The organism is Pseudomonas sp. GW823-FHT02C02, assembly GCF_058797635.1.
Genome location: NZ_JBXAJV010000003.1, coordinates 260995 through 279878, shown reverse-complemented (window position 1 = coordinate 279878; position 18884 = coordinate 260995). Strand labels below are relative to the sequence as shown.

General features: G+C 60.6%; 19 protein-coding genes and 1 other RNA gene. 10 read left to right on the top strand and 10 right to left on the bottom strand.

Going from position 1 to position 18884, the window contains the following annotated elements:
- Positions 1-183: 183 nt before the first annotated feature.
- From AC1ROI_RS06695 to AC1ROI_RS06675, 5 genes are read right to left on the bottom strand one after another with little or no spacing between them, the layout of a single operon-like run.
- A complete protein-coding gene (locus AC1ROI_RS06695) occupies positions 184-1401 on the bottom strand; it encodes a 2-octaprenyl-3-methyl-6-methoxy-1,4-benzoquinol hydroxylase (RefSeq protein ID WP_169857240.1) in 1218 nt (405 codons plus the stop codon).
- A gap of 9 nt (positions 1402-1410) precedes the next feature.
- A complete protein-coding gene (locus AC1ROI_RS06690) occupies positions 1411-1896 on the bottom strand; it encodes a DUF4442 domain-containing protein (protein WP_010464988.1) in 486 nt (161 codons plus the stop codon).
- Complete coding sequence (gene ubiH, locus AC1ROI_RS06685; protein WP_083375501.1) at positions 1889-3076, bottom strand: 2-octaprenyl-6-methoxyphenyl hydroxylase; 1188 nt, start codon at positions 3074-3076, stop codon at positions 1889-1891. The genes AC1ROI_RS06690 and ubiH overlap by 8 nt, the downstream gene beginning before the upstream one ends.
- Positions 3073-4407: a Xaa-Pro aminopeptidase gene (gene pepP / locus AC1ROI_RS06680; protein WP_102595429.1), complete on the bottom strand. Its 1335-nt coding sequence runs from the start codon at positions 4405-4407 to the stop codon at positions 3073-3075. The genes ubiH and pepP overlap by 4 nt, the downstream gene beginning before the upstream one ends.
- A gap of 26 nt (positions 4408-4433) precedes the next feature.
- Positions 4434-4994 carry a YecA/YgfB family protein gene (locus tag AC1ROI_RS06675; protein WP_010464994.1) on the bottom strand — a complete coding sequence of 187 codons (561 nt, stop codon included), beginning with the start codon at positions 4992-4994 and terminating at the stop codon, positions 4434-4436.
- 124 nt (positions 4995-5118) lie between these two features.
- On the opposite strand from AC1ROI_RS06675, the gene AC1ROI_RS06670 reads away from it, so the two are divergent.
- The 4 genes from AC1ROI_RS06670 to AC1ROI_RS06655 all read left to right on the top strand — a co-directional run bounded on the left by AC1ROI_RS06670 (position 5119) and on the right by AC1ROI_RS06655 (position 6543).
- A complete protein-coding gene (locus tag AC1ROI_RS06670; protein ID WP_003213954.1) occupies positions 5119-5328 on the top strand; it encodes a TIGR02449 family protein in 210 nt (69 codons plus the stop codon).
- Positions 5325-5642, top strand: coding sequence for a cell division protein ZapA (locus AC1ROI_RS06665; protein WP_007942435.1), 318 nt, complete (start codon positions 5325-5327; stop codon positions 5640-5642). Before AC1ROI_RS06670 ends, AC1ROI_RS06665 begins: the two co-directional genes overlap by 4 nt.
- Before the next feature lie 30 nt (positions 5643-5672).
- Positions 5673-5851: non-coding RNA, 6S RNA (gene ssrS / locus AC1ROI_RS06660), on the top strand.
- A gap of 86 nt (positions 5852-5937) precedes the next feature.
- The gene (locus tag AC1ROI_RS06655) at positions 5938-6543 is read left to right on the top strand and encodes a 5-formyltetrahydrofolate cyclo-ligase (protein WP_010465002.1); all 606 of its coding nucleotides are present in this window, start codon (positions 5938-5940) and stop codon (positions 6541-6543) included.
- 35 nt (positions 6544-6578) lie between these two features.
- Here the strand turns inward: AC1ROI_RS06655 and AC1ROI_RS06650 are convergent, their stop codons facing one another.
- Positions 6579-6731 carry a hypothetical protein gene (locus AC1ROI_RS06650; protein ID WP_007942433.1) on the bottom strand — a complete coding sequence of 51 codons (153 nt, stop codon included), beginning with the start codon at positions 6729-6731 and terminating at the stop codon, positions 6579-6581.
- A 201-nt stretch (positions 6732-6932) separates the two neighbouring features.
- On the opposite strand from AC1ROI_RS06650, the gene AC1ROI_RS06645 reads away from it, so the two are divergent.
- The 4 genes from AC1ROI_RS06645 to AC1ROI_RS06630 all read left to right on the top strand — a co-directional run bounded on the left by AC1ROI_RS06645 (position 6933) and on the right by AC1ROI_RS06630 (position 12307).
- On the top strand, positions 6933-7382 hold the full coding sequence (locus tag AC1ROI_RS06645; RefSeq protein WP_077747168.1) for an EVE domain-containing protein: 450 nt from the start codon (positions 6933-6935) through the stop codon (positions 7380-7382).
- Positions 7383-7503: 121 nt separating this feature from the next.
- The gene (locus tag AC1ROI_RS06640; RefSeq protein WP_077747167.1) at positions 7504-8469 is read left to right on the top strand and encodes an HlyD family secretion protein; all 966 of its coding nucleotides are present in this window, start codon (positions 7504-7506) and stop codon (positions 8467-8469) included.
- Positions 8466-11189 (top strand): ribosome-associated ATPase/putative transporter RbbA, encoded by a 2724-nt coding sequence (gene rbbA / locus AC1ROI_RS06635; protein ID WP_102595428.1) that lies wholly within the window; start codon positions 8466-8468, stop codon positions 11187-11189. Before AC1ROI_RS06640 ends, rbbA begins: the two co-directional genes overlap by 4 nt.
- Entirely contained in the window at positions 11189-12307 is a 1119-nt protein-coding gene (locus AC1ROI_RS06630; protein WP_077747165.1) for an ABC transporter permease, read from the top strand. The genes rbbA and AC1ROI_RS06630 overlap by 1 nt, the downstream gene beginning before the upstream one ends.
- Before the next feature lie 90 nt (positions 12308-12397).
- Here AC1ROI_RS06630 and AC1ROI_RS06625 read toward each other — a convergent pair whose 3' ends face one another.
- Positions 12398-12805 (bottom strand): flagellar basal body-associated protein FliL, encoded by a 408-nt coding sequence (locus tag AC1ROI_RS06625; protein ID WP_010465012.1) that lies wholly within the window; start codon positions 12803-12805, stop codon positions 12398-12400.
- Between the two features lie 150 nt (positions 12806-12955).
- Here AC1ROI_RS06625 and AC1ROI_RS06620 point away from each other — a divergent pair, with 150 nt between their 5' ends.
- Both AC1ROI_RS06620 and glpT read left to right on the top strand, forming a co-directional pair.
- Positions 12956-13933, top strand: a complete 978-nt coding sequence (locus AC1ROI_RS06620) for an NADPH:quinone oxidoreductase family protein (RefSeq protein WP_010465014.1) — start codon at positions 12956-12958, stop codon at positions 13931-13933.
- Between the two features lie 240 nt (positions 13934-14173).
- A complete protein-coding gene (gene glpT / locus AC1ROI_RS06615; protein ID WP_102595427.1) occupies positions 14174-15526 on the top strand; it encodes a glycerol-3-phosphate transporter in 1353 nt (450 codons plus the stop codon).
- Here the strand turns inward: glpT and AC1ROI_RS06610 are convergent.
- From AC1ROI_RS06610 to ubiD, 3 genes are all read right to left on the bottom strand, one after another.
- The gene (locus AC1ROI_RS06610) at positions 15499-16170 is read right to left on the bottom strand and encodes a gamma-glutamylcyclotransferase (protein WP_010465019.1); all 672 of its coding nucleotides are present in this window, start codon (positions 16168-16170) and stop codon (positions 15499-15501) included. The two genes, glpT and AC1ROI_RS06610, sit on opposite strands and share 28 nt — an antisense overlap.
- Before the next feature lie 221 nt (positions 16171-16391).
- Positions 16392-17360: a CDP-6-deoxy-delta-3,4-glucoseen reductase gene (locus AC1ROI_RS06605; protein WP_010465021.1), complete on the bottom strand. Its 969-nt coding sequence runs from the start codon at positions 17358-17360 to the stop codon at positions 16392-16394.
- Entirely contained in the window at positions 17360-18826 is a 1467-nt protein-coding gene (gene ubiD, locus AC1ROI_RS06600) for a 4-hydroxy-3-polyprenylbenzoate decarboxylase (RefSeq protein ID WP_102595426.1), read from the bottom strand. Before ubiD ends, AC1ROI_RS06605 begins: the two co-directional genes overlap by 1 nt.
- Between the last annotated feature and the right edge of the window lie 58 nt (positions 18827-18884).

Sequence of the window (18884 nt, the reverse complement as noted above, 5' to 3'; positions counted from 1 at the left end):
ATAAGGACTCACATTTAGCTTCTCAATCGAACAGTTCGCGGAGGCGTTACCAAATGTTGCATGGTCGACATGGGGGGTGAATGTACCAACGCCATCGCGAGCAGGCTCGCTCCCACAGGGGAATGCATTTCAATTGTGGGAGCGAGCCTGCTCGCGATGAGGCCGTCTGCCGCAATGAAGATGTCAGGCCTTGGCCAGCGCCGGCAAATCCCCGATCAACCCCAGCGCTTCGCGCACGAACAACGCCTTGGCTTCCGGCATCTGGTCAACCATCTTCAACCCGGCATTACGCAACCAGCGAACCGGCAACGGATCCGCCTGGAACAAGCGTTCAAAGCCTTCCATCGCCGCCATCAACGCCAGGTTGTGCGGCATGCGCCGACGCTCGTAACGACTCAGCACCTTCACATCCGCCAATCGCTCGCCGCGCTCTGCCGCTTGCAGCAGCACTTCGGCCAGCACAGCGGCGTCGAGGAAACCGAGGTTGACGCCCTGCCCGGCCAGCGGGTGAATGGTATGCGCCGCATCACCGATCAACGCCAAACCTTCAGCCACATATCGCTTGGCATGCCGCTGACGCAGCGGCACGCACAAACGCGGGTCGGCGCTGAGCACCGTGCCGAGCCGGCCTTCAAAGGCGCGTTCCAATTCGAGACAGAAAGCGCCGTCGTCCAGCGCCATCAGGCGTTCGGCTTCGCTCGGCGTGGTCGACCAGACGATCGAACACCAATCCTGCTGACCGTCCCGCTCCAACGGCAGAAACGCCAATGGACCGTTGTCGGTGAAGCGCTGCCACGCGGTCATTTGATGAGGTTTGGAGTTGCGCACGCTGGTGACGATCGCATGGTGCAGATAGTCCCACTCGCGCGTGGCCACGCCGGTCAGGCGCCGCACCGCCGAATTGGCGCCATCCGCCGCTATCACCAGGGGCGCGCGCAAGGTGCGACCATCGGCCAGGGTCAGCAGCCAGTCATCGCCGGAGCGGCGCATCTGCTCCAGACGCGCATTGGCCAGCATCCCGAGGTCGCAGTCGTGCAGACGATCCAGCAAGGCATCCTGAACCACGCGGTTCTCGACGATATGGCCCAGCACGTCGGCATGCACACTGGCGGCCGAGAAACGAATCTGCCCGGTGCCGCTGCCATCCCAGACCTGCATGTCGGTGTAAGGGCTGCTGCGGCGATTGGCGATGCCGTCCCACACGCCCAGGCGCTCGAGAATGCGCTGGCTGGCCGCCGACAAGGCACTCACCCTCGGTTCGAACGGCGCCTGGGCATCAAAGGGTTTGACGCTCATCGGGCTGCCGTCCAGCAACAGGACTTCCAGCCCGCTGTCCTGCAACGCCAGCGCCAGGGCGCTGCCGACCATTCCGGCCCCGACAATCAGCAGATCTGCGCGCATTTCCATGCTTTAAGCCTGTCTCGCTTGCGGTTTGAGCCGCACGTAAAGGGTTTTCTGCACCCGCGCCACCAGGGCGCCAGCACCGTCATGAATATCAACCTGCAGCTGCGGCAGGTATTTTTCGCCGTTCGCTGTCTGTCGACGGATCTCGTCGAGCAAGGTCTCGTCGATGCTGAAGCGGGCGAACACCGGGCCTTTGCCCGGCGCGATGAAATCGATGTCGGCAGCCTTGTCCCAGACAATGAACTGACGACCGAGGTTTTCCATCAGCATCAGCATGTAGAACGGGTCGACCATCGAATACAGGCTGCCGCCAAACTGGGTACCGACGTAATTGCGGTTGTACCAACTCAGTCCCATGGACACTTGAATGTCCCGGAAGTCATCGCTGATGTGCTGCACCCGCACCCCGGCACCGAGGTACGGCGGGTAGAAGGTCATGAACCACCGCATCAACCGCGCTTTACCGAACGTATCAGTCAGCCACTTAAGCATCGGGACGCGTACCCAGGCCCATGGCTTGCCGGGCGAACCAGCGCTTGGCCGGCGGCAGCAGATCGAGCCCGAGCAGGCCGATGTTGCGGCCCAGCGAAACCAGTGGCTGGGTGCTGCCGAACAAACGGGTCACCTGATCGGAGAAACCCACAGTCAGGTTCTGATCCATGCGCTGACGCTCGCGATAAGCCTGCAAGGTCGCGAAGTCGCCGGGGGACGTGTCGCTCGCCAGCAGCGCATCGGCCAGGGCTTGAGCATCACGCAACGACAGATTGAAGCCCTGGCCGGCAATCGGGTGCAGGCTGTGGGCGGCGTTGCCGAGGATGGCCAGATGCGGACGCACTTGCTCTTCGGCTTCGATCAGCGTCAATGGGTACAGATGCCGCGCGCCCACCTGCTTCAGGGTGCCAAGGCGATAACCGAACACGCCCTGCAACTCGCTGAGGAAACTGCGCTCATCCAGCGCCGCCAGTCGTTGCGCGTCCATCCCCAAGCGGGTCCAGACCAGGGCGCAGCGGTTGTCCGGCAGCGGCAACAACGCCATCGGGCCGTCATCGGTGAAGCGCTCGAAGGCCACGCCGTTATGCGCTTCGCTCGGGGTGATGTTGGCAATCAGTGCGCTCTGGTTGTACGGACGCTTTTTGATGCCGATGCCCAATTGCTCGCGCAGGCCCGAACGGCCGCCATCAGCGAGCACCGCAAGGTCGCATTCCAGGGTGGTTTCATCGTTGAGGGTCAGGCGATAGCCATCGGTCAGCGGTTCCATGCGCGTGACTTCCGCCGGGCAACGCCAAGTGACCACATCCTTGTCCAGGCCCTGCCAGAGGCATTGGCCGAGCCAGGCGTTTTCCACCACATAACCCAGCGCCGGCACGCCCTCTTCCATCGCCGACAAACGTGCGGTGGAAAAACGTCCACGGTCGGAGACATGAATCTGCTTGATCGGCTCGGCGCGGCGGGAGATTTCCTGCCACACGCCCAACCGTTGATAAATCTGTTTGGCCCCGTAGGACAGCGCCGAAGAGCGGGCGTCGTAGCTCGGTTGATAGGTGTCGCCCGGGGCGAATGGCTCGATCAGCACGATCTTCCAGCCACGGGCCTTGGCCCCGGCCTGCAACGCCAATGCAAGGCTGGCGCCCACCAGGCCGCCACCGATAATTGCCAGATTGACTCGACTCATGCCGCTTGTGTCCGCGCAGCAGCCATCAAGGCCTCGATCTCGGCGACTGTTTTCGGCACGCCTTGGGTCAGGATTTCACAACCGTTTTTGGTGACCACCACGTCGTCCTCGATGCGCACGCCAATGCCGCGCCATTTCTTCGCTACGTTCTGGTTGTCCGGGGCAATGTAAATGCCCGGTTCCACAGTGAGCGCCATGCCGACTTCCAGCACCCGCCATTCGCCGCCGACCTTGTATTCGCCGACGTCATGCACATCCATGCCCAACCAATGGCCGGCACGATGCATGTAAAACGCTTTATAGGCTTCGCTGGCGATCAACTCGTCGACGTCGCCCTGCAACAGGCCCAACTTCACCAGACCGGAGGTAATCACCCGGACCGTGGCTTCGTGCGCCTGATTCCAGTGTTTGTTCGGGGCGATTTCGGCGAATGCGGCTTCTTGCGACGCCAGCACCAACTCGTAAATCGCTTTCTGCTCCGCTGAATACTTGCCGTTGATTGGCCAGGTGCGGGTGATGTCGCTGGCGTAGCAGTCGATCTCGCAACCGGCATCGATCAACACCAGGTCGCCATCCTTGAGCACGGCATCATTCTGCTGGTAATGCAGGATGCAGCTGTTGCGCCCCGCGGCAACGATCGAACCGTAGGCCGGCATCTTCGCCCCGCCCTTGCGGAACTCGTAATCGAGTTCGGCTTCGAGGCTGAACTCGTGCAGCCCGGCCCGGCTGGCCTGCATCGCCCGGATATGCGCCTGGGCGGAAATCCGTGCGGCTTCGCGCATCACCTTCACTTCTGCCGCCGATTTATACAGGCGCATGTCGTGCAGCAGATGATCCAGGGCAACGTATTCGTTCGGCGGCTGGGCGCCGAGGTGCGCTTTAGAGCGGATCACGTTGATCCACTCCATCAGGTGCCGGTCGAATTCCGGGTTGCTGCCCATGGCCGAATACACCCGGTCGCGTCCTTCGATCAGGCCCGGCAGGATGTCGTCGATGTCGGTGATGGGAAACGCATCGTCGGCGCCGAAGTCGCGGATCGCGCCTTCCTGGCCGGCGCGCAGGCCGTCCCACAGTTCTCGCTCGGCGTTGCGTTCACGGCAGAACAGAATGTACTCGCCATGTTCGCGACCGGGCATCAGTACGATGACGGCCTGAGGCTCGGGGAAGCCGCTGAGGTACTGGAAGTCGCTGTCCTGCCGGTAGACGTGCTCGACGTCGCGGTTGCGTATGGCTACTGCGGCGGCGGGCAGGATGGCGATGCTGTTGGGTTCCATCTGCGCCATCAGGGCCTTGCGGCGACGGCTGTATTCCGATTTCGGGATATGAATCATGGGCAGATGGCGTTCCCTGGCAACAATTAATGCAGCGACGGCTTGGCCGCAGCCGGCTCTTCCGCTTTTTTGGTTTCGGAGAACAGCAGCAGCGGCGCAACGCGCAGGTATTCCATCACTTCCATGTAGTCGCTTTCGCCGTCTTCGGACTCTTCCAGGGCGTCTTGCACCTGGGAAATAGCCGCCAGATCCTGCAACACTTCGGTGGCTTCGGTGCTCAGCATGCTGCTGTCACGGCAGTTCAGGCCGAAACCGCTGAGAAAGCCCTGGCACCATTGGCCCAGTGCCGCGGCACGGTCAGCCAGTGGCGCGTCATCGGTCGGCAGCAGCAGAACGACAGTGACGTCGTCGCCGGTGAGCTCGCCCTTGACCATCTCCTGCAAGCCGATCAAGGCATTGCGGACATTATCCTGGGGCTCAGTTTCGAGCAGTTCGGCGGCATCGACCAGCCAGCCTTCGGCATCGAAACCGGCACCGGCGCAGCTGCGGCCGAGCAGCAGGCCGTGCAGTTCGGCAGGCGAGACGTTATGACCGCTGGAAGTCAGCAGGGTGGCGAAGGCTTGATACGGGGAATTCTGAATGGGCATGGGCAGCTAGGCGCCAGACGGCGCTATGTCTAGAATGAAGGCCTTGTATCCTACATCGACAGACTCGCCAAGACTATTAAAGGCTGTCCGCCCGTTACCCCCATCAGACTATTCAGTGGACACAATGGAAGACACCGACCTGCAAGCGCTGATGGCCAGACTCGAACTGCTAATTAATCGGGTCGAGCAACTTAAGAGTCAAAACGGACTCCTATTAGCTCAGGAAAAAACCTGGCGCGAGGAACGCGCTCACCTCATTGAAAAGAACGAAATCGCCCGGCGTAAGGTCGAATCAATGATTTCGCGCCTCAAGGCCCTGGAGCAAGACTCATGAGTTCAAGCAATAGCGTTACCGTGCAGATCCTCGATAAAGAATATTCGATCATCTGCCCCCAGGAAGAGCGCAGCAACCTGGTGAGCGCCGCCCGTTACCTGGACGGGAAGATGCGTGAAATCCGCAGCAGCGGCAAAGTCATCGGCGCCGACCGCATTGCCGTGATGGCCGCGCTGAACATCACGCACGATCTTCTGCACAAGGAAGAACGCCCGGATGTGCAGGCCAGTGGCTCGACTCGCGAGCAGGTTCGCGACCTGCTGGATCGCGTCGATCTGGTGCTCGCCACCGATCCGGACGTCACCAAGGGCTGAAACACGAAACCGCTTGGGGTATACTCGCATCACTCCCTGGGGTGCTTGCCAGTTGACCACGTCCCTGAGCCGATTCGCACTACCCTGGAGGCTGCACGTTGGGCTGGTGTGCATGTCCGCTAGACGGAAAGCCTTAAAGCCTACTGCATCTTCCACCTTGAACTTTCGGGTTCAAGGGCTAAGTCAGCAGCGGTTCATCCGGGGAGCCTGATTCCAGTCCGATGCCGGTTTAAATACCGGCATCGGCTTTTTTACGGGTACGCTTTACGTATCCGTCCTGTCGAAGCCTGAATCCATGACCGAACCTGCGCTGCTGCCCCGCCCGCAACTTCGACGCATGCTGCGCAAGGCCCGCCGCGCACTGACCCCCAGTCAGCAACGCCAGGCTGCTCGCGGGCTGTACAAGCAATTGGCTCAGCAGCCGTTGTTTCGCCGGGCCAAACACATCTCCCTCTACCTGCCCACCGACGGTGAAATCGACCCGCGCCTGTTGCTGCGCGCGGCGCAACGTCGGGGCAAGGCGACTTATCTACCGGTACTCAGTGCCTGGCCGCGGACCAAAATGGTGTTCCAGCGGATTCGTCCCGGTGAAAAACTCAAACCCAACCGCTTTCGTATTCTCGAACCCCGGCACAACCTCGCCCGCCAGCGCAAAGTCTGGGCGCTGGACCTGGTACTGTTGCCATTGGTGGGATTTGACGACGTCGGCGGCCGCCTGGGAATGGGCGGCGGTTTCTACGATCGAAGCCTCGCCTACCTGGCGCGGCGAAAAAACTGGCGCAAGCCGACGCTGCTGGGCCTGGCCCATGAATGTCAGAAGGTAGAACGATTGGCTCAGGCGAGCTGGGATGTGCCGTTGCAAGGAACGGTTACCGACAAGGCGTGGTATTTCGCAGGCTAGACGCCACTGGAATCAGCGGCGCCCGAAAAACAGGCTCAGCGCTTGAAGGCCGACGGCTGTTGTTGCTGTGCGATTTCGATTGGCGCGTCAGTCTTGTTGTTCCACAGGCTTTGGGCATAGCCGGTGGTCACGACGCCGAGGCCGAACAAAATAACCAAAATCCATAGTAAATCCGGTTTGCGTTTCATCGATTGCCCCCCAAAGGCACATCAACACGATGACAGCAGCGGTTTCCGTTGTAGGTGTAGGCCGTGCAGCAGCGTCAAGCTTAGAAGGCCGGCATTTTGCGGCAACGTGAACTGACACGCAAACGCTGGCGTCAACCGACTGTCGGTTTGTCATAAAATTGCCCGACAACTTGCCCAATCACCTCGCAAGGAGCAAAAACCATGGCCTATTGGCTGATGAAATCCGAGCCCGATGAACTCTCGATCAAAGACCTGGCGAAGCTTGGCAAAGCGCGCTGGGATGGGGTTCGCAACTATCAGGCGCGTAACTTTTTGCGGACGATGGCGGTGGGCGACGAGTTTTTCTTCTATCACTCCAGCTGCCCGGAGCCCGGGATTGCCGGGATCGGAAAGATTATTCAAGCGGCGTATCCGGACCCAACGGCGCTGGAGCCGGAAAGTCATTACTACGATCCAAAGGCCACGCCAGAGAAAAACGCCTGGAGCGCGATTGATGTTGCGCATGTCGAGACGTTTTCCAAGGTGTTGAAGCTGGATTACTTGAAGCAGCAGACGGCGTTGGCCGAGATGCCATTGGTGCAGAAAGGCTCAAGGTTGTCGGTGATGCCGGTTACCGCCGAGCAATGGACAGCGGTGCTCGGCCTGCGCTAAACAAGCTGAACCGCCCGACGCTCTGGCCTGGATCGGTCAGACGTGACACCCCGTTGACGGATATCAAGTCGCCCCGCCGCTTGCCTGTCAGACTACGACGCTACAGACGCAGGATGCCGACATGTCGATTCACCGCCGCTCTTCACTTTTTTTCGCCTTTTTACTGGGGGCAGTGTTACTGGCCGCTGGGGGTTTTGGTTATTGGAAGTCGACCCTTAGCCGACTGCCCGAAGGGTTGTATGTCGGTAATGGCCGACTTGAAGCCACTGAAGTACAGATCGCCAGCAAAACAGCCGGCCGGCTGGCCGAAGTCCTGGTCGATGAAGGCGACAAGGTGACCAAGGGTCAACTGCTGGCACGCATGGACACCCGGACCCTCGAAGCCCAGCGCAACCAGGCCGAAGCCGAAGTGATACGCGCCCGGGAAAACCTCAATGCCGCCCAGGCCAATGTGCAACTTCGCCAGAGCGAGCAACGGCTTGCCCACCAAGAGCTCAGCCGTTCTCAGGAATTGTTCAAGCGTGGCTTCTCCAGTGGCCAGACCATCGATCAGCAACAATCTCGCTTCGAAACGAGCAACGCGGCCGTCACCGCGGCCCGTGCGCAGGTGTCCGCCGTCGGCGCCGCCATTGGCGCGGCGCAGGCACAAGTCGCTCAGCTGACCAGCGAGATTGACGACAGCAGCCTGCGGGCGCCCATTGACGGGGTGATTCAGCTGCGCATGGCCGAACCCGGTGAAGTCCTCGGTGCCGGTGGGCGAGTGTTGTTGCTGATTGATCCGAACGATCAGTACATGAACCTCTATCTCGCCACATCCGTAGTGGGACGCCTGGCGGTCGGTGATGAAGCGCGGATCCTGCTGGACGCCCTGCCCGGCCAGCCGTTGCCGGCGAAAATCAGCTTCGTGGCAGCCAAATCGCAATTCACCCCCAAAGAAGTCGAGACCCGCGACGAACGTCAGAAACTGGTGTTTCGGGTCAAGCTGCGCCTGACCCAACCCAGCAGCGTGCCCCAGGCCAAACCGGGGATGCCCGGTAACGGCTACGTGCGCACCGCGCCCATTGGCTGGCCGGCCAATCTTCAATGACCGGCCTGGCGCTGCAAGCCACCGGCCTTCAGCACCGATACGGCCAACAGCAGGTGCTGACCGACATCACGTTCAGCCTGCCCGCCGGCACCCGGTGCGGCTTGATCGGTCCGGACGGCGCCGGGAAATCCAGCCTGCTGGGATTGATTGCCGGTGTGAAGACGCTGCAAGACGGCCAACTGGACGTGCTCAGCGGCTCGATCCAGGACCGGCGCCACCGTATCAGCCTCTATTCGCGAATTGCGTTCATGCCTCAAGGCCTGGGCGGCAACCTGTATCCCGAGCTTTCGATCAGCGAAAACATTCACTTCTTCGCCACTTTGTTCGGCCTGTCCGGAGCCGAATGCGATCAGCGCATGCAAAGTCTGTTGCTGGCCACCGACCTGCAGCGGTTTGCCGAGCGCCCGGCGGGCAAGTTATCGGGCGGCATGAAACAGAAGCTGGGCCTCTGTTGTGCGCTGATTCATGAACCCGACCTGTTGATCCTCGATGAACCGACCACCGGCGTCGATCCGCTGTCCCGGCGGCGCTTCTGGGAATTGATTGATGACGTCCGGCGTCAACGTCCGCAATTGACGCTGTTGGTTGCCACCGCGTACATGGAAGAGGCCGAGCAATTCGAACACTGCCTGATGCTCGATGGCGGCAAACTGATTGCCGCCGGCTTGACCCGCGACCTCGGGGCAGCGACCCCCAGCGGCAAGCTCGATGAGGCCTTTACTCACTTTCAGGGCGACAGCGGCCGTGACAACCAGCCGCTGGTGATCCCTGCCCGAACCAACGCCACGGCCGACATCGCCATCGAAGCCCATGACCTGACCCTGCGCTTCGGCGATTTCACGGCGGTGGACAAGGTCAGCTTCGCCATCGGCCGCGGCGAGATTTTCGGGTTTCTGGGCTCCAATGGCTGCGGCAAAACCACCACCATGAAAGTCCTCACCGGGCTGATCCCGGCCAGCGAAGGCCGCGCCACGCTGCTGGGCAATCCAGTGAATGCCAAGGATCTGGCTACCCGCAAGCGCGTCGGCTTCATGTCCCAGAGCTTCTCGCTCTATGGCGAACTCAGCGTGCGGCAGAATCTGGACTTGCACGCCCGACTGTTCGATTTGCCCAAGGCCGAGAGCGCACAGCGCATCGATGAGCTGATCCAGCGCTTCAACCTGGGCAGCGTCGCTCATCAGCCGTCCGGAGGACTGCCACTGGGCCTGCGCCAACGCTTATCCCTGGCGGTGGCGGTGCTACATCGCCCCGAAGTGCTGATCCTCGACGAACCGACGTCCGGCGTCGACCCGGCCGCACGGGATGATTTCTGGCGGCTGCTGATCGAACTGTCTCGCGAACAGGGCGTGACGATTTTCCTCTCCACGCATTTCATGAACGAAGCCCAGCGCTGTGACCGCATCTCGTTGATGCACGCCGGCAAGGTCCTGGCCTGCGACACCCCGGCGGCTCTGCAACTGCAGTTCAAGGGCCAGACTCTGGAGGCGGCGTTCGTCACCTGCCTGGAGCAGGCCCAGGGCCCGATCGCAACGGCGGCGCCACCAACGCCCATCGACACGACGCTCGCCCCCGTCGCCCCGATGCAAGACAGCCGCTTCAGTTTTGGACGGTTGCGGGCGCTGGCGAGTCGTGAAGGCAAGGAGTTGCTGCGCGATAAAGTGCGCATGGCCTTTGCCCTGCTCGGGGCGATGTTCATGATGGTGATTTTCGGCTACGGCATTTCCCTGGATGTGGAAAAACTCGCCTTCGCGGTCTACGACCAGGACCAGACGCCACAAAGCCGGGCGTATCTGGAGGCTTTCCGCAGCTCCCGTTACTTCGACGAACAACCGCCCATCAGCGATCCGGCGCAATTGCATCGACGATTACAGCGCTCGGAAATCAAACTGGCGCTGGAAATCCCGCCGGGATTCGGCCGGGACTTGTTCGCCGGTCGCCAACCCGCTGTCGCGGCCTGGCTCGATGGCGGCATGCCGTTCCGCGCCGAAACCAGCCGCAATTACGTGGAAGCGGTACACCAGGGCAACCTGGTGCAATTGGCCGAGCAGTCCAGCCCCGCACTGAACCGGCAAGCGGCAGCCCAACTGGAAACCCGCTTCCGCTACAACCAGGATGTCGTCAGCGTCAACGCCATCGGTCCCGGGGTGATGGCGCTGATCCTGGCGTTCATCCCGGCCATGCTGACGGCGCTGGGCATCGTGCGGGAGAAAGAACTGGGTTCGATCACCAACTTCTATGCCACACCGCTGACGCGACTGGAGTTCCTGCTAGGTAAACAAGCGCCGTATCTGGCCATCAGCCTGATCAACCTCGCCGTCCTGACGGCCATGAATCGCTGGCTGTTCGGCGTGCCTTTCAAGGGCAGCGGCCTGACCCTGGCCTTCGGCGGGCTGCTCTACGTGCTGGCGACCACCAGCATGGGCCTGTTGATTTCGGCGTTCACCCGAACCCAGATTGCCGCCATTCTCGGCACCATGATCATTACCAGTCTGCCGACCATTCAGTTCTCCGGCTTGATCGTGCCGCGCTCGTCACTCGATGGCGCGGCCGCTGTCATGGGGATGCTGTTCCCGGCGGGTTACTTCCTCGATATTGCCGTTGGCACGTTTACCAAGGCCCTGGATATCCGGCAGTTGTGGCCGCAATGCCTGGCACTGTTCGGGTTTTTCCTGGGGTTTACCGGCCTTAGCCTGGCCATGCTGAAAAAGCAGGAGGCCTGATGCACAAGCTTGCGCACATCCTGCGACTTGGCCTCAAGGAACTCACCAGCCTGCGACACGACAGCGTGTTGCTACTGTTCCTGTTCTATGCCTTCACCGTCGCGATCTACATGCCGGCCGCGGGCTCGGTGATTGGCGTGCACAACGCCAGCGTGGCCATGGTCGATGAAGATCACAGCCACCTGTCACGACAATTGGCGCAAGCCCTGCAGCCGCCGGAATTCCAGGCGCCGGTGTCGTTGCCCTATGAACAACTGGACGATGTGCTGGACAGCGGTCGATTCACCTTCGTCATCAATATTCCGGCCAATTTCCAGGCAGATCTGTTGGCTGGCCGCCAGCCAGCCGTGCAGGTCAACGTCGACGCCACAGCCATGAGCCAGGCGTTCATGGGGGCGGGCTACATCGGACGGATTTTCCAGCGCGAACTGCAGACCTACAGTGAACAAGGCGATGCAGCGAGCAAAGCCCCCGTGCTGCTGACCACCCGAGCGCTGTTCAATACCAATCTGGAGGGCGGCTGGTTCCTGGCGGTGATTCAAATCGTCAACAACATCACCATCCTCGCCATCATCCTGACCGGCACAGCGTTGTTGCGTGAGCGCGAACACGGCACCCTCGACCATTTGCTGGTGCTGCCCCTCACGGCGCTTGAAATCATGCTGGCGAAAATCTGGAGCAACATGCTGGTGGTGGTGCTGTGCACCTGGATCTCGCTGGAGGTGATCGTCAAAGGTGCACTCGGCGTGCCGCTGGCCGGTTCCATGACCCTGTTCCTGATGGTGACGGCCGTTTATCTGTTCGCCAGCACAGCGCTGGGGATATTCCTTGCGACCCTCGCCCGCTCGACACCGCAATTCGGCCTGCTGGCGATTCCGGTGATCATCCCGATGTTGCTGCTCTCCGGCGGCAGTACGCCGCTCGACAGCATGCCGCAATGGCTGCAATGGGTCATGCAGGGCTCGCCATCGACCCACTTCGTCAGCCTCAGCGCCGCGATACTGTTTCGCGACGCGGGGATCAATGTGGTGTGGCCGGACTTGCTGGCATTGAGCGCCATTGGCCTGCTGTTTTTTAGCGTGGCGCTGATGCGGTTTCGCAAGAGCCTGGCGTCCTGAATCGCGGGCAAGCCGGCGCCCACAGGGTTCTGCTCAGGTCCTGTGGGAGCGGGATTGCTCGCGAAGAAGCCGGGCCGGGCAGCGAGAGACTTACTGAATGATGAGGTTGTTGAACAACAAATCCTCAACCATCGGCTTGCCGGTCTCATCGTTCATCACTTGCTGAGTCTGCTTCAAGGCTTCCTGACGCAGCTTTTCCTTGGCTTCAACGTTGCTCATCGCTTCGGTCGTCTGCTGGGCAAACAACGCCACCAACTGATTGCGGATCAACGGCTCGTTGGCCTTCACTGCCTTGGTCGCCTCCTCACCGGTCACGCGCAATGCCACATCGGCCTTGTAGACCTTGAGCTTCGGCGTACCGTCCAGCCCATAGTTGCCCACGAACGGCGGGCTCAGGGTGATGTAATTGACCTTCGGAGCTTCACCTTCTTTGGCTTCTTCGGCCATCGCTGCCACAGGCAGAGACAGGGCCAGCAACAACATGATCCACGCTTTCACAATTCGCTCCTTATCCGGTTTGCGGCCTAGCATAACGACCCGCCGCTCAAGCACAAGCTTATGGATGACTATCAGGGTCGGGCATGCTCGTTGACCCATCGACTCACACACCTACACTTATCGGCCATCACTCCCAAAGGAATAGCCCTGATGAAAGCCGTGCTGTGCAAAGCCTTCGGCCCTGCCGAATCGCTGGTGCTGGAAGACGTCGCCAGCCCTGTCGCGAAGAAGAATGAAATCCTGCTGGACGTGCATGCCGCCGGGGTGAATTTCCCGGACACGCTGATCATCGAGGGCAAATACCAGTTCAAGCCGCCCTTCCCGTTTTCCCCGGGTGGCGAAGCGGCCGGTGTGGTCAGTGCAGTGGGCGAAAAAGTCAGCCACCTCAAGGTCGGTGACCGGGTCATGGCCCTGACCGGCTGGGGCAGTTTCGCCGAGCAGGTCGCCGTGCCGGGCTACAACGTGCTGCCGATCCCGCCCTCGATGGACTTCAACACCGCCGCCGCGTTCAGCATGACTTACGGCACCTCGATGCACGCACTCAAGCAACGGGCCAACCTGCAACCGGGTGAAACCCTGCTGGTGCTCGGCGCTTCCGGCGGTGTTGGCCTGGCCGCCGTGGAAATCGGCAAAGCCATGGGCGCCCGCGTGATTGCCGCCGCCAGCAGCGCCGAAAAACTTGCGGTGGCCAAGGCAGCCGGCGCCGATGAACTGATCAACTACAGCGAAACCAGCCTCAAGGACGAAATCAAACGCCTGACCGACGGCCAGGGTGCCGACGTGATTTACGACCCGGTCGGCGGCGATCTGTTCGACCAGGCCATCCGCGCCATCGCCTGGAATGGCCGCTTGCTGGTGGTCGGTTTCGCCAGCGGACGCATTCCAGAACTACCGGTGAACCTGGCGCTGCTCAAGGGCGCGGCCGTAGTCGGCGTGTTCTGGGGTTCGTTTGCCCAACGCCAGCCGCAGGACAACGCGGCGAACTTCCAGCAGTTATTTGGCTGGTTTGCCGAGGGCAAACTGAGGCCGTTGGTTTCGCAGGTGTATCCGCTGAGCAATGCGGCGCAGGCGATCAATGATCTTGGCCAGCGCAAGGCGGTCGGGAAAGTGGTGGTACAGGTTCGCTGAACCTTAAAAAGCGGGCCGGATTGTTCGGGCCGCTTTTTCAGGACGCTTGAAATGCCTCATCAACCGCCGCCCAGGACCATTCCCATAACGCCCTTCACTTATACCTGTGCGACATGTTCATAAAGGAACACGCGACTGCCCACATTTCCGCTGTTTGGTCGATGCGAACCGGTGCTATTTTCGGTAACGAAACTGTAACATTCGCATCCGCAGTCAAAACAAGAAATCTGGAGCTCTTGAATGTTTGCTTTCTTTCGTCCTGCCGCACATCAGGCTCCATTGCCTGAAGAAAAAATAGACGACACCTATAAACGCCTCCGCTGGCAGATCTTCGCCGGGATTTTCATCGGGTATGCGGGTTACTACCTGCTGCGCAAGAACTTCACCCTGGCGTTCCCTGATCTGATCGCCCAAGGCTATACGAAGGGTCAACTGGGTGTGGCCATGTCGGCGATTGCCATCGCCTACGGTCTGTCCAAGTTTTTGATGGGCATCGTGTCCGACCGCTCCAACCCGCGTTACTTCCTGCCCTTCGGCCTGGTGGTCTCCGCCGGGGTGATGTTCGTTTTCGGTTTCGCACCGTGGGCGACGTCCAGCGTGACCATGATGTTCATCCTGTTGTTCATCAACGGCTGGGCGCAAGGCATGGGCTGGCCGCCAAGTGGCCGCACCATGGTGCACTGGTGGTCGCAGAAAGAACGTGGCCAAGTGGTGTCGATCTGGAACACCGCGCATAACGTCGGCGGTGGCTTGATCGGCCCGCTGGCGATTCTCGGCATGGGCTGGTTCAACGACTGGCACAGCAAGTTCTACGTCCCGGCCGCCGTGGCGCTGCTGGTTGCGGTCTTTGCGTTCATTGCGATGCGCGACACGCCGCAATCGACAGGCCTGCCGCCGATCGAGAAGTACAAGAACGATTACCCGGAAGGCTACGACGCCAGCCACGAAGAAGAATTCAGCGCCAAGGACATCTTCGTCAAATACGTGCTGCGCAACAAAATGCTCTGGTTCATTGCCCTGGCTAACGTCTTCGTCTACCTGCTGCGCTACGGCATCCTGGACTGGGCACCGACTTACCTCAAAGAGGTCAAGCACTTCGACTTCGACAAGAGTTCGTGGGCGTATTTCCTCTATGAGTGGGCAGGCATTCCGGGCACGTTGCTGTGCGGCTGGATGTCGGACAAGGTTTTCCGTGGCAACCGTGGCCTGACCGGCATGGTGTTCATGGCGTTGGTGACCGTTGCGACGATCGTGTACTGGCTAAATCCGCCGGGTAACCCGATGGTCGACATGATCTCGCTGTTCGCGATCGGCTTCCTGATCTACGGCCCGGTGATGCTGGTGGGCTTGCAAGCGCTGGAACTGGTACCGAAAAAGGCCGCCGGTACCGCCGCGGGCTTTACCGGTCTGTTCGGTTACTTGGGCGGGTCAGTCGCGGCCAGTGCGCTGATGGGCTACACCGTGGACTACTTCGGCTGGGATGGCGGCTTCATCCTGTTGGTCGCCGCCTGCTTGCTGGCAATGGCGTTCCTGGCGCCCACGCTGGGGCACAAGCAAATCGCCAGTCAGACCCGCGAAGAAGCGATCGCCTGATCGGCTTTTGATTGGCAGCGCTTGAGCCGCGCCTCCAGATTCCGGTCTGGCATGGCGTGGCTACGCAGGGCGTTAGCGGTCTGCTCGACATAATCGCGAGTGGTGCCGTAACGCCCGCAAGCGTTTTCGAACACATGGCTCAGCACATGATCCGGTAAGTTGCCGGCATAGCTGGGCAAGTGTCGCTCCAACACAAATCCCAAGGCCTGAACCTGGCTTCCGTCTTCGAGACGGCAGTTGAGCCAGTGTGGGCGATAGGACGGGAACGGCATTTCGCGCTGCCAAAGCGCATAAAGCGAGGCTTCCAGTTGTTCTTCGGGCAAACGGTAAGCGAAACCGCTGCAAGAGCCGCCACGATCCAGGCCAAAGACCAGACCAGGGACTTCCGGCGTGCCGCGATGTTCGTGGGACCACAGGTATAACCCGCGATGGTAGCCATGCACTCGGCCGCGCACTCGCTCCACCGCCGCACATTCAGGGCGCCAGATCAGCGAACCATAAGCGAATAACCAGACGGGCCCGCCCTTGTGTCGAGCCATGGTCGACTGCATCGAGCTGAGTAATTGTTCGTGCGTAAGCTGCGGCCCCAGATCGAGCCGCGGAGGGTAAGCCAGATTCAAAAATGAAGATTCAATGGCGCTCATGGCGAATAGCGTTCAGCTCCCCGCGGATAAAGAATTACTAAATAGAACGCACCGCTGTAACAATAAGGCACATATGTTTTCAGGCAATTTAAGTGCCATGGCACAGTTCTTAAATAATTGCCTTCCTTGGATATAACCTACCGGCATTTATATAAATTTATAAATACCGATCGGCTATATAGGGAGTTATAACGATTAGAATCGCGGATCAAGATCGTGGATCAAGATCGCGGCGCGTACGCAAAGACGTCGGCACGCATTTGATGGGCATCCATCCCCGCTTCAACCAACGCATCCAGCGTGCCGTAGACCATGGCCGGTGAGCCGCTGGCATATACGTGCAGCGCTTTCAGATCAGGGAAGTCCTCACACACTGCCTCATGCAACATGCCGCAACGCCCCTGCCAGCCGCATTGATCGCTGACGACTTTATGCAGGAACAGATTGGGCAGTTTCAGCCACTCATCCCAATGTTCGATTTCATAAAAGTCTTCAGGCCGACGAACCCCCCAATACAGATGCACCGGATGTTTAAAACCCGCGGCCCGGCAATGTTCGATCAGGCTGTGGATCTGGCCCATGCCGGTGCCGGCGGCAATCAGCACCAGCGGACCGTCCGGCAATTCCGCCAGATGGGTATCGCCGAACGGCATCTCGATCCGCACCATCGGGTTGCGTTGCAGTTGTTCGATCAGGCTCAGCGCACTGCTTTCGCGCGCCAACACATGAATTTCCAGGTCGCGGCCGGAATGCGGTGCCGAGGCCAGGGAGAAGGCGGATTTCTCGCCGTTTTCACGTTCGATCATCAAATACTGGCCGGCGTGATAACGCGGTGGCTTGCCGGCTGGCGCCCGCAGATGCACGCGAAAGGTATCGCCGCCGACGTCCCTGCATTCAATGACCTGACACGAAAAGCTGCGCACCGGCAGTTCTCCCAGCGCGAGCACGCCATCCCACAGCACGATGCAGTCTTCCAGCGGCTCTGCTATGCAAGTGTAGAACTCGCCATGGTCACGCACACCGCCGTCCTGTTCGACCCGGCCTTCCACCAGCAACGCCGCGCACACGTGGCAATTGCCGTTACGACAGCTTTGCGGGCATTCATAGCCCAGGCGCCGCGCGCCATCGAGAATACGCTCGCCGGGCAGAATCTCTAGCACTGCTCCGGAAGGCTGCAAGGTTACACGCATCAATCTATTCCTAACTGATTCCAGATGGCATCGATCCGTTGGGTCACGGCGTCGTCCTTGACGATCACCCGGCCCCACTCGCGAGTGGTTTCGCCCGGCCATTTATGCGTGGCATCGAGCCCCATCTTCGAACCCAGCCCGGAGACCGGCGAGGCGAAGTCGAGGTAGTCGATCGGCGTGTTGTCGATCATCACCGTGTCGCGCTTGGGGTCCATGCGCGTGGTGATGGCCCAGATCACGTCGTTCCAGTCTCGCGCATTGATATCGTCGTCTGTGACGATAACGAACTTGGTGTACATGAACTGTCGCAAAAACGACCAGACACCGAGCATTACCCGCTTGGCGTGGCCCGGATACGACTTCTTCATGGTCACGATGGCCATGCGGTACGAGCAACCTTCCGGCGGCAAGTAGAAGTCGGTGATTTCCGGGAACTGCTTCTGCAGGATCGGCACGAACACTTCGTTCAGCGCCACGCCGAGAATCGCCGGCTCATCCGGCGGACGGCCGGTGTAGGTGCTGTGGTAGATCGGTTTGATCCGATGGGTAATGCGCTCGACGGTGAACACCGGAAAGCTGTCGACTTCGTTGTAGTAGCCAGTGTGATCGCCGTAAGGGCCCTCGTTGGCCATCTCGCCCGGATGGATCACGCCTTCAAGGATGATCTCGGCGGTGGCCGGCACTTGCAGGTCGTTGCCGCGGCACTTCACCAGTTCGGTGCGGTTGCCGCGCAGCAGACCGGCGAAGGCGTATTCGGAGAGGCTGTCCGGTACCGGCGTCACGGCGCCAAGGATGGTCGCCGGGTCAGCGCCCAGGGCCACGGAGACCGGGAACGGCTGGCCGGGATGCTTTTCGCACCACTCACGGTAATCCAGCGCGCCGCCCCGGTGGCTCAGCCAGCGCATGATGACCTTGTTGCGGCCAATCACTTGCTGACGGTAGATGCCGAGGTTCTGGCGGTCTTTGTTCGGACCTTTGGTGACGGTCAGGCCCCAGGTGATCAGCGGGCCGACGTCGCCGGGCCAGCAGGTCTGCACCGGCAGCATCGCCAGATCGACGTCGTCGCCTTCGATGACCACTTCCTGGCACACCGCGTCTTTCACGACTTTCGGCGCCATCGCAATGATCTTGCGGAAGATCGGCAGCTTGGACCAGGCGTCTTTCAAGCCCTTCGGCGGCTCGGGCTCTTTGAGGAAGGCCAGCAGCTTGCCGATCTCGCGCAGCTCGCTGACCGCCTCGGCGCCCATGCCCATCGCCACCCGCTCGGGGGTGCCGAACAGGTTGCCGAGCACCGGAATGTCGTAGCCGGTCGGGTTTTCGAACAACAGCGCCGGGCCTTTTGCCCGAAGCGTGCGATCACAGACTTCGGTCATCTCCAGCACTGGAGAGACGGGGATCTGGATGCGTTTCAACTCTCCGCGCTGCTCAAGCTGCTGCACGAAATCCCGAAGATCCTTGAATTTCATTGACGATGGCACCCCTAAAATAGGCGTACATCCTACCTGCTCTGCCGCCCGCTGGCAG

Excerpts from the sequence above, each read along its gene's own strand:
- AC1ROI_RS06695 (WP_169857240.1), bottom strand. The coding sequence starts at position 1,401 with ATGCGCGCAGATCTGCTGATTGTCGGGGCCGGAATGGTCGGCAGCGCC.
- AC1ROI_RS06690 (WP_010464988.1), bottom strand. The coding sequence starts at position 1,896 with ATGCTTAAGTGGCTGACTGATACGTTCGGTAAAGCGCGGTTGATGCGG.
- ubiH (WP_083375501.1), bottom strand. The coding sequence starts at position 3,076 with ATGAGTCGAGTCAATCTGGCAATTATCGGTGGCGGCCTGGTGGGCGCC.
- pepP (WP_102595429.1), bottom strand. The coding sequence starts at position 4,407 with ATGATTCATATCCCGAAATCGGAATACAGCCGTCGCCGCAAGGCCCTG.
- AC1ROI_RS06675 (WP_010464994.1), bottom strand. The coding sequence starts at position 4,994 with ATGCCCATTCAGAATTCCCCGTATCAAGCCTTCGCCACCCTGCTGACT.
- AC1ROI_RS06670 (WP_003213954.1), top strand. The coding sequence starts at position 5,119 with ATGGAAGACACCGACCTGCAAGCGCTGATGGCCAGACTCGAACTGCTA.
- AC1ROI_RS06665 (WP_007942435.1), top strand. The coding sequence starts at position 5,325 with ATGAGTTCAAGCAATAGCGTTACCGTGCAGATCCTCGATAAAGAATAT.
- AC1ROI_RS06655 (WP_010465002.1), top strand. The coding sequence starts at position 5,938 with ATGACCGAACCTGCGCTGCTGCCCCGCCCGCAACTTCGACGCATGCTG.
- AC1ROI_RS06650 (WP_007942433.1), bottom strand. The coding sequence starts at position 6,731 with ATGAAACGCAAACCGGATTTACTATGGATTTTGGTTATTTTGTTCGGC.
- AC1ROI_RS06645 (WP_077747168.1), top strand. The coding sequence starts at position 6,933 with ATGGCCTATTGGCTGATGAAATCCGAGCCCGATGAACTCTCGATCAAA.
- AC1ROI_RS06640 (WP_077747167.1), top strand. The coding sequence starts at position 7,504 with ATGTCGATTCACCGCCGCTCTTCACTTTTTTTCGCCTTTTTACTGGGG.
- rbbA (WP_102595428.1), top strand. The coding sequence starts at position 8,466 with ATGACCGGCCTGGCGCTGCAAGCCACCGGCCTTCAGCACCGATACGGC.
- AC1ROI_RS06630 (WP_077747165.1), top strand. The coding sequence starts at position 11,189 with ATGCACAAGCTTGCGCACATCCTGCGACTTGGCCTCAAGGAACTCACC.
- AC1ROI_RS06620 (WP_010465014.1), top strand. The coding sequence starts at position 12,956 with ATGAAAGCCGTGCTGTGCAAAGCCTTCGGCCCTGCCGAATCGCTGGTG.
- glpT (WP_102595427.1), top strand. The coding sequence starts at position 14,174 with ATGTTTGCTTTCTTTCGTCCTGCCGCACATCAGGCTCCATTGCCTGAA.
- AC1ROI_RS06610 (WP_010465019.1), bottom strand. The coding sequence starts at position 16,170 with ATGAGCGCCATTGAATCTTCATTTTTGAATCTGGCTTACCCTCCGCGG.
- AC1ROI_RS06605 (WP_010465021.1), bottom strand. The coding sequence starts at position 17,360 with ATGCGTGTAACCTTGCAGCCTTCCGGAGCAGTGCTAGAGATTCTGCCC.
- ubiD (WP_102595426.1), bottom strand. The coding sequence starts at position 18,826 with ATGAAATTCAAGGATCTTCGGGATTTCGTGCAGCAGCTTGAGCAGCGC.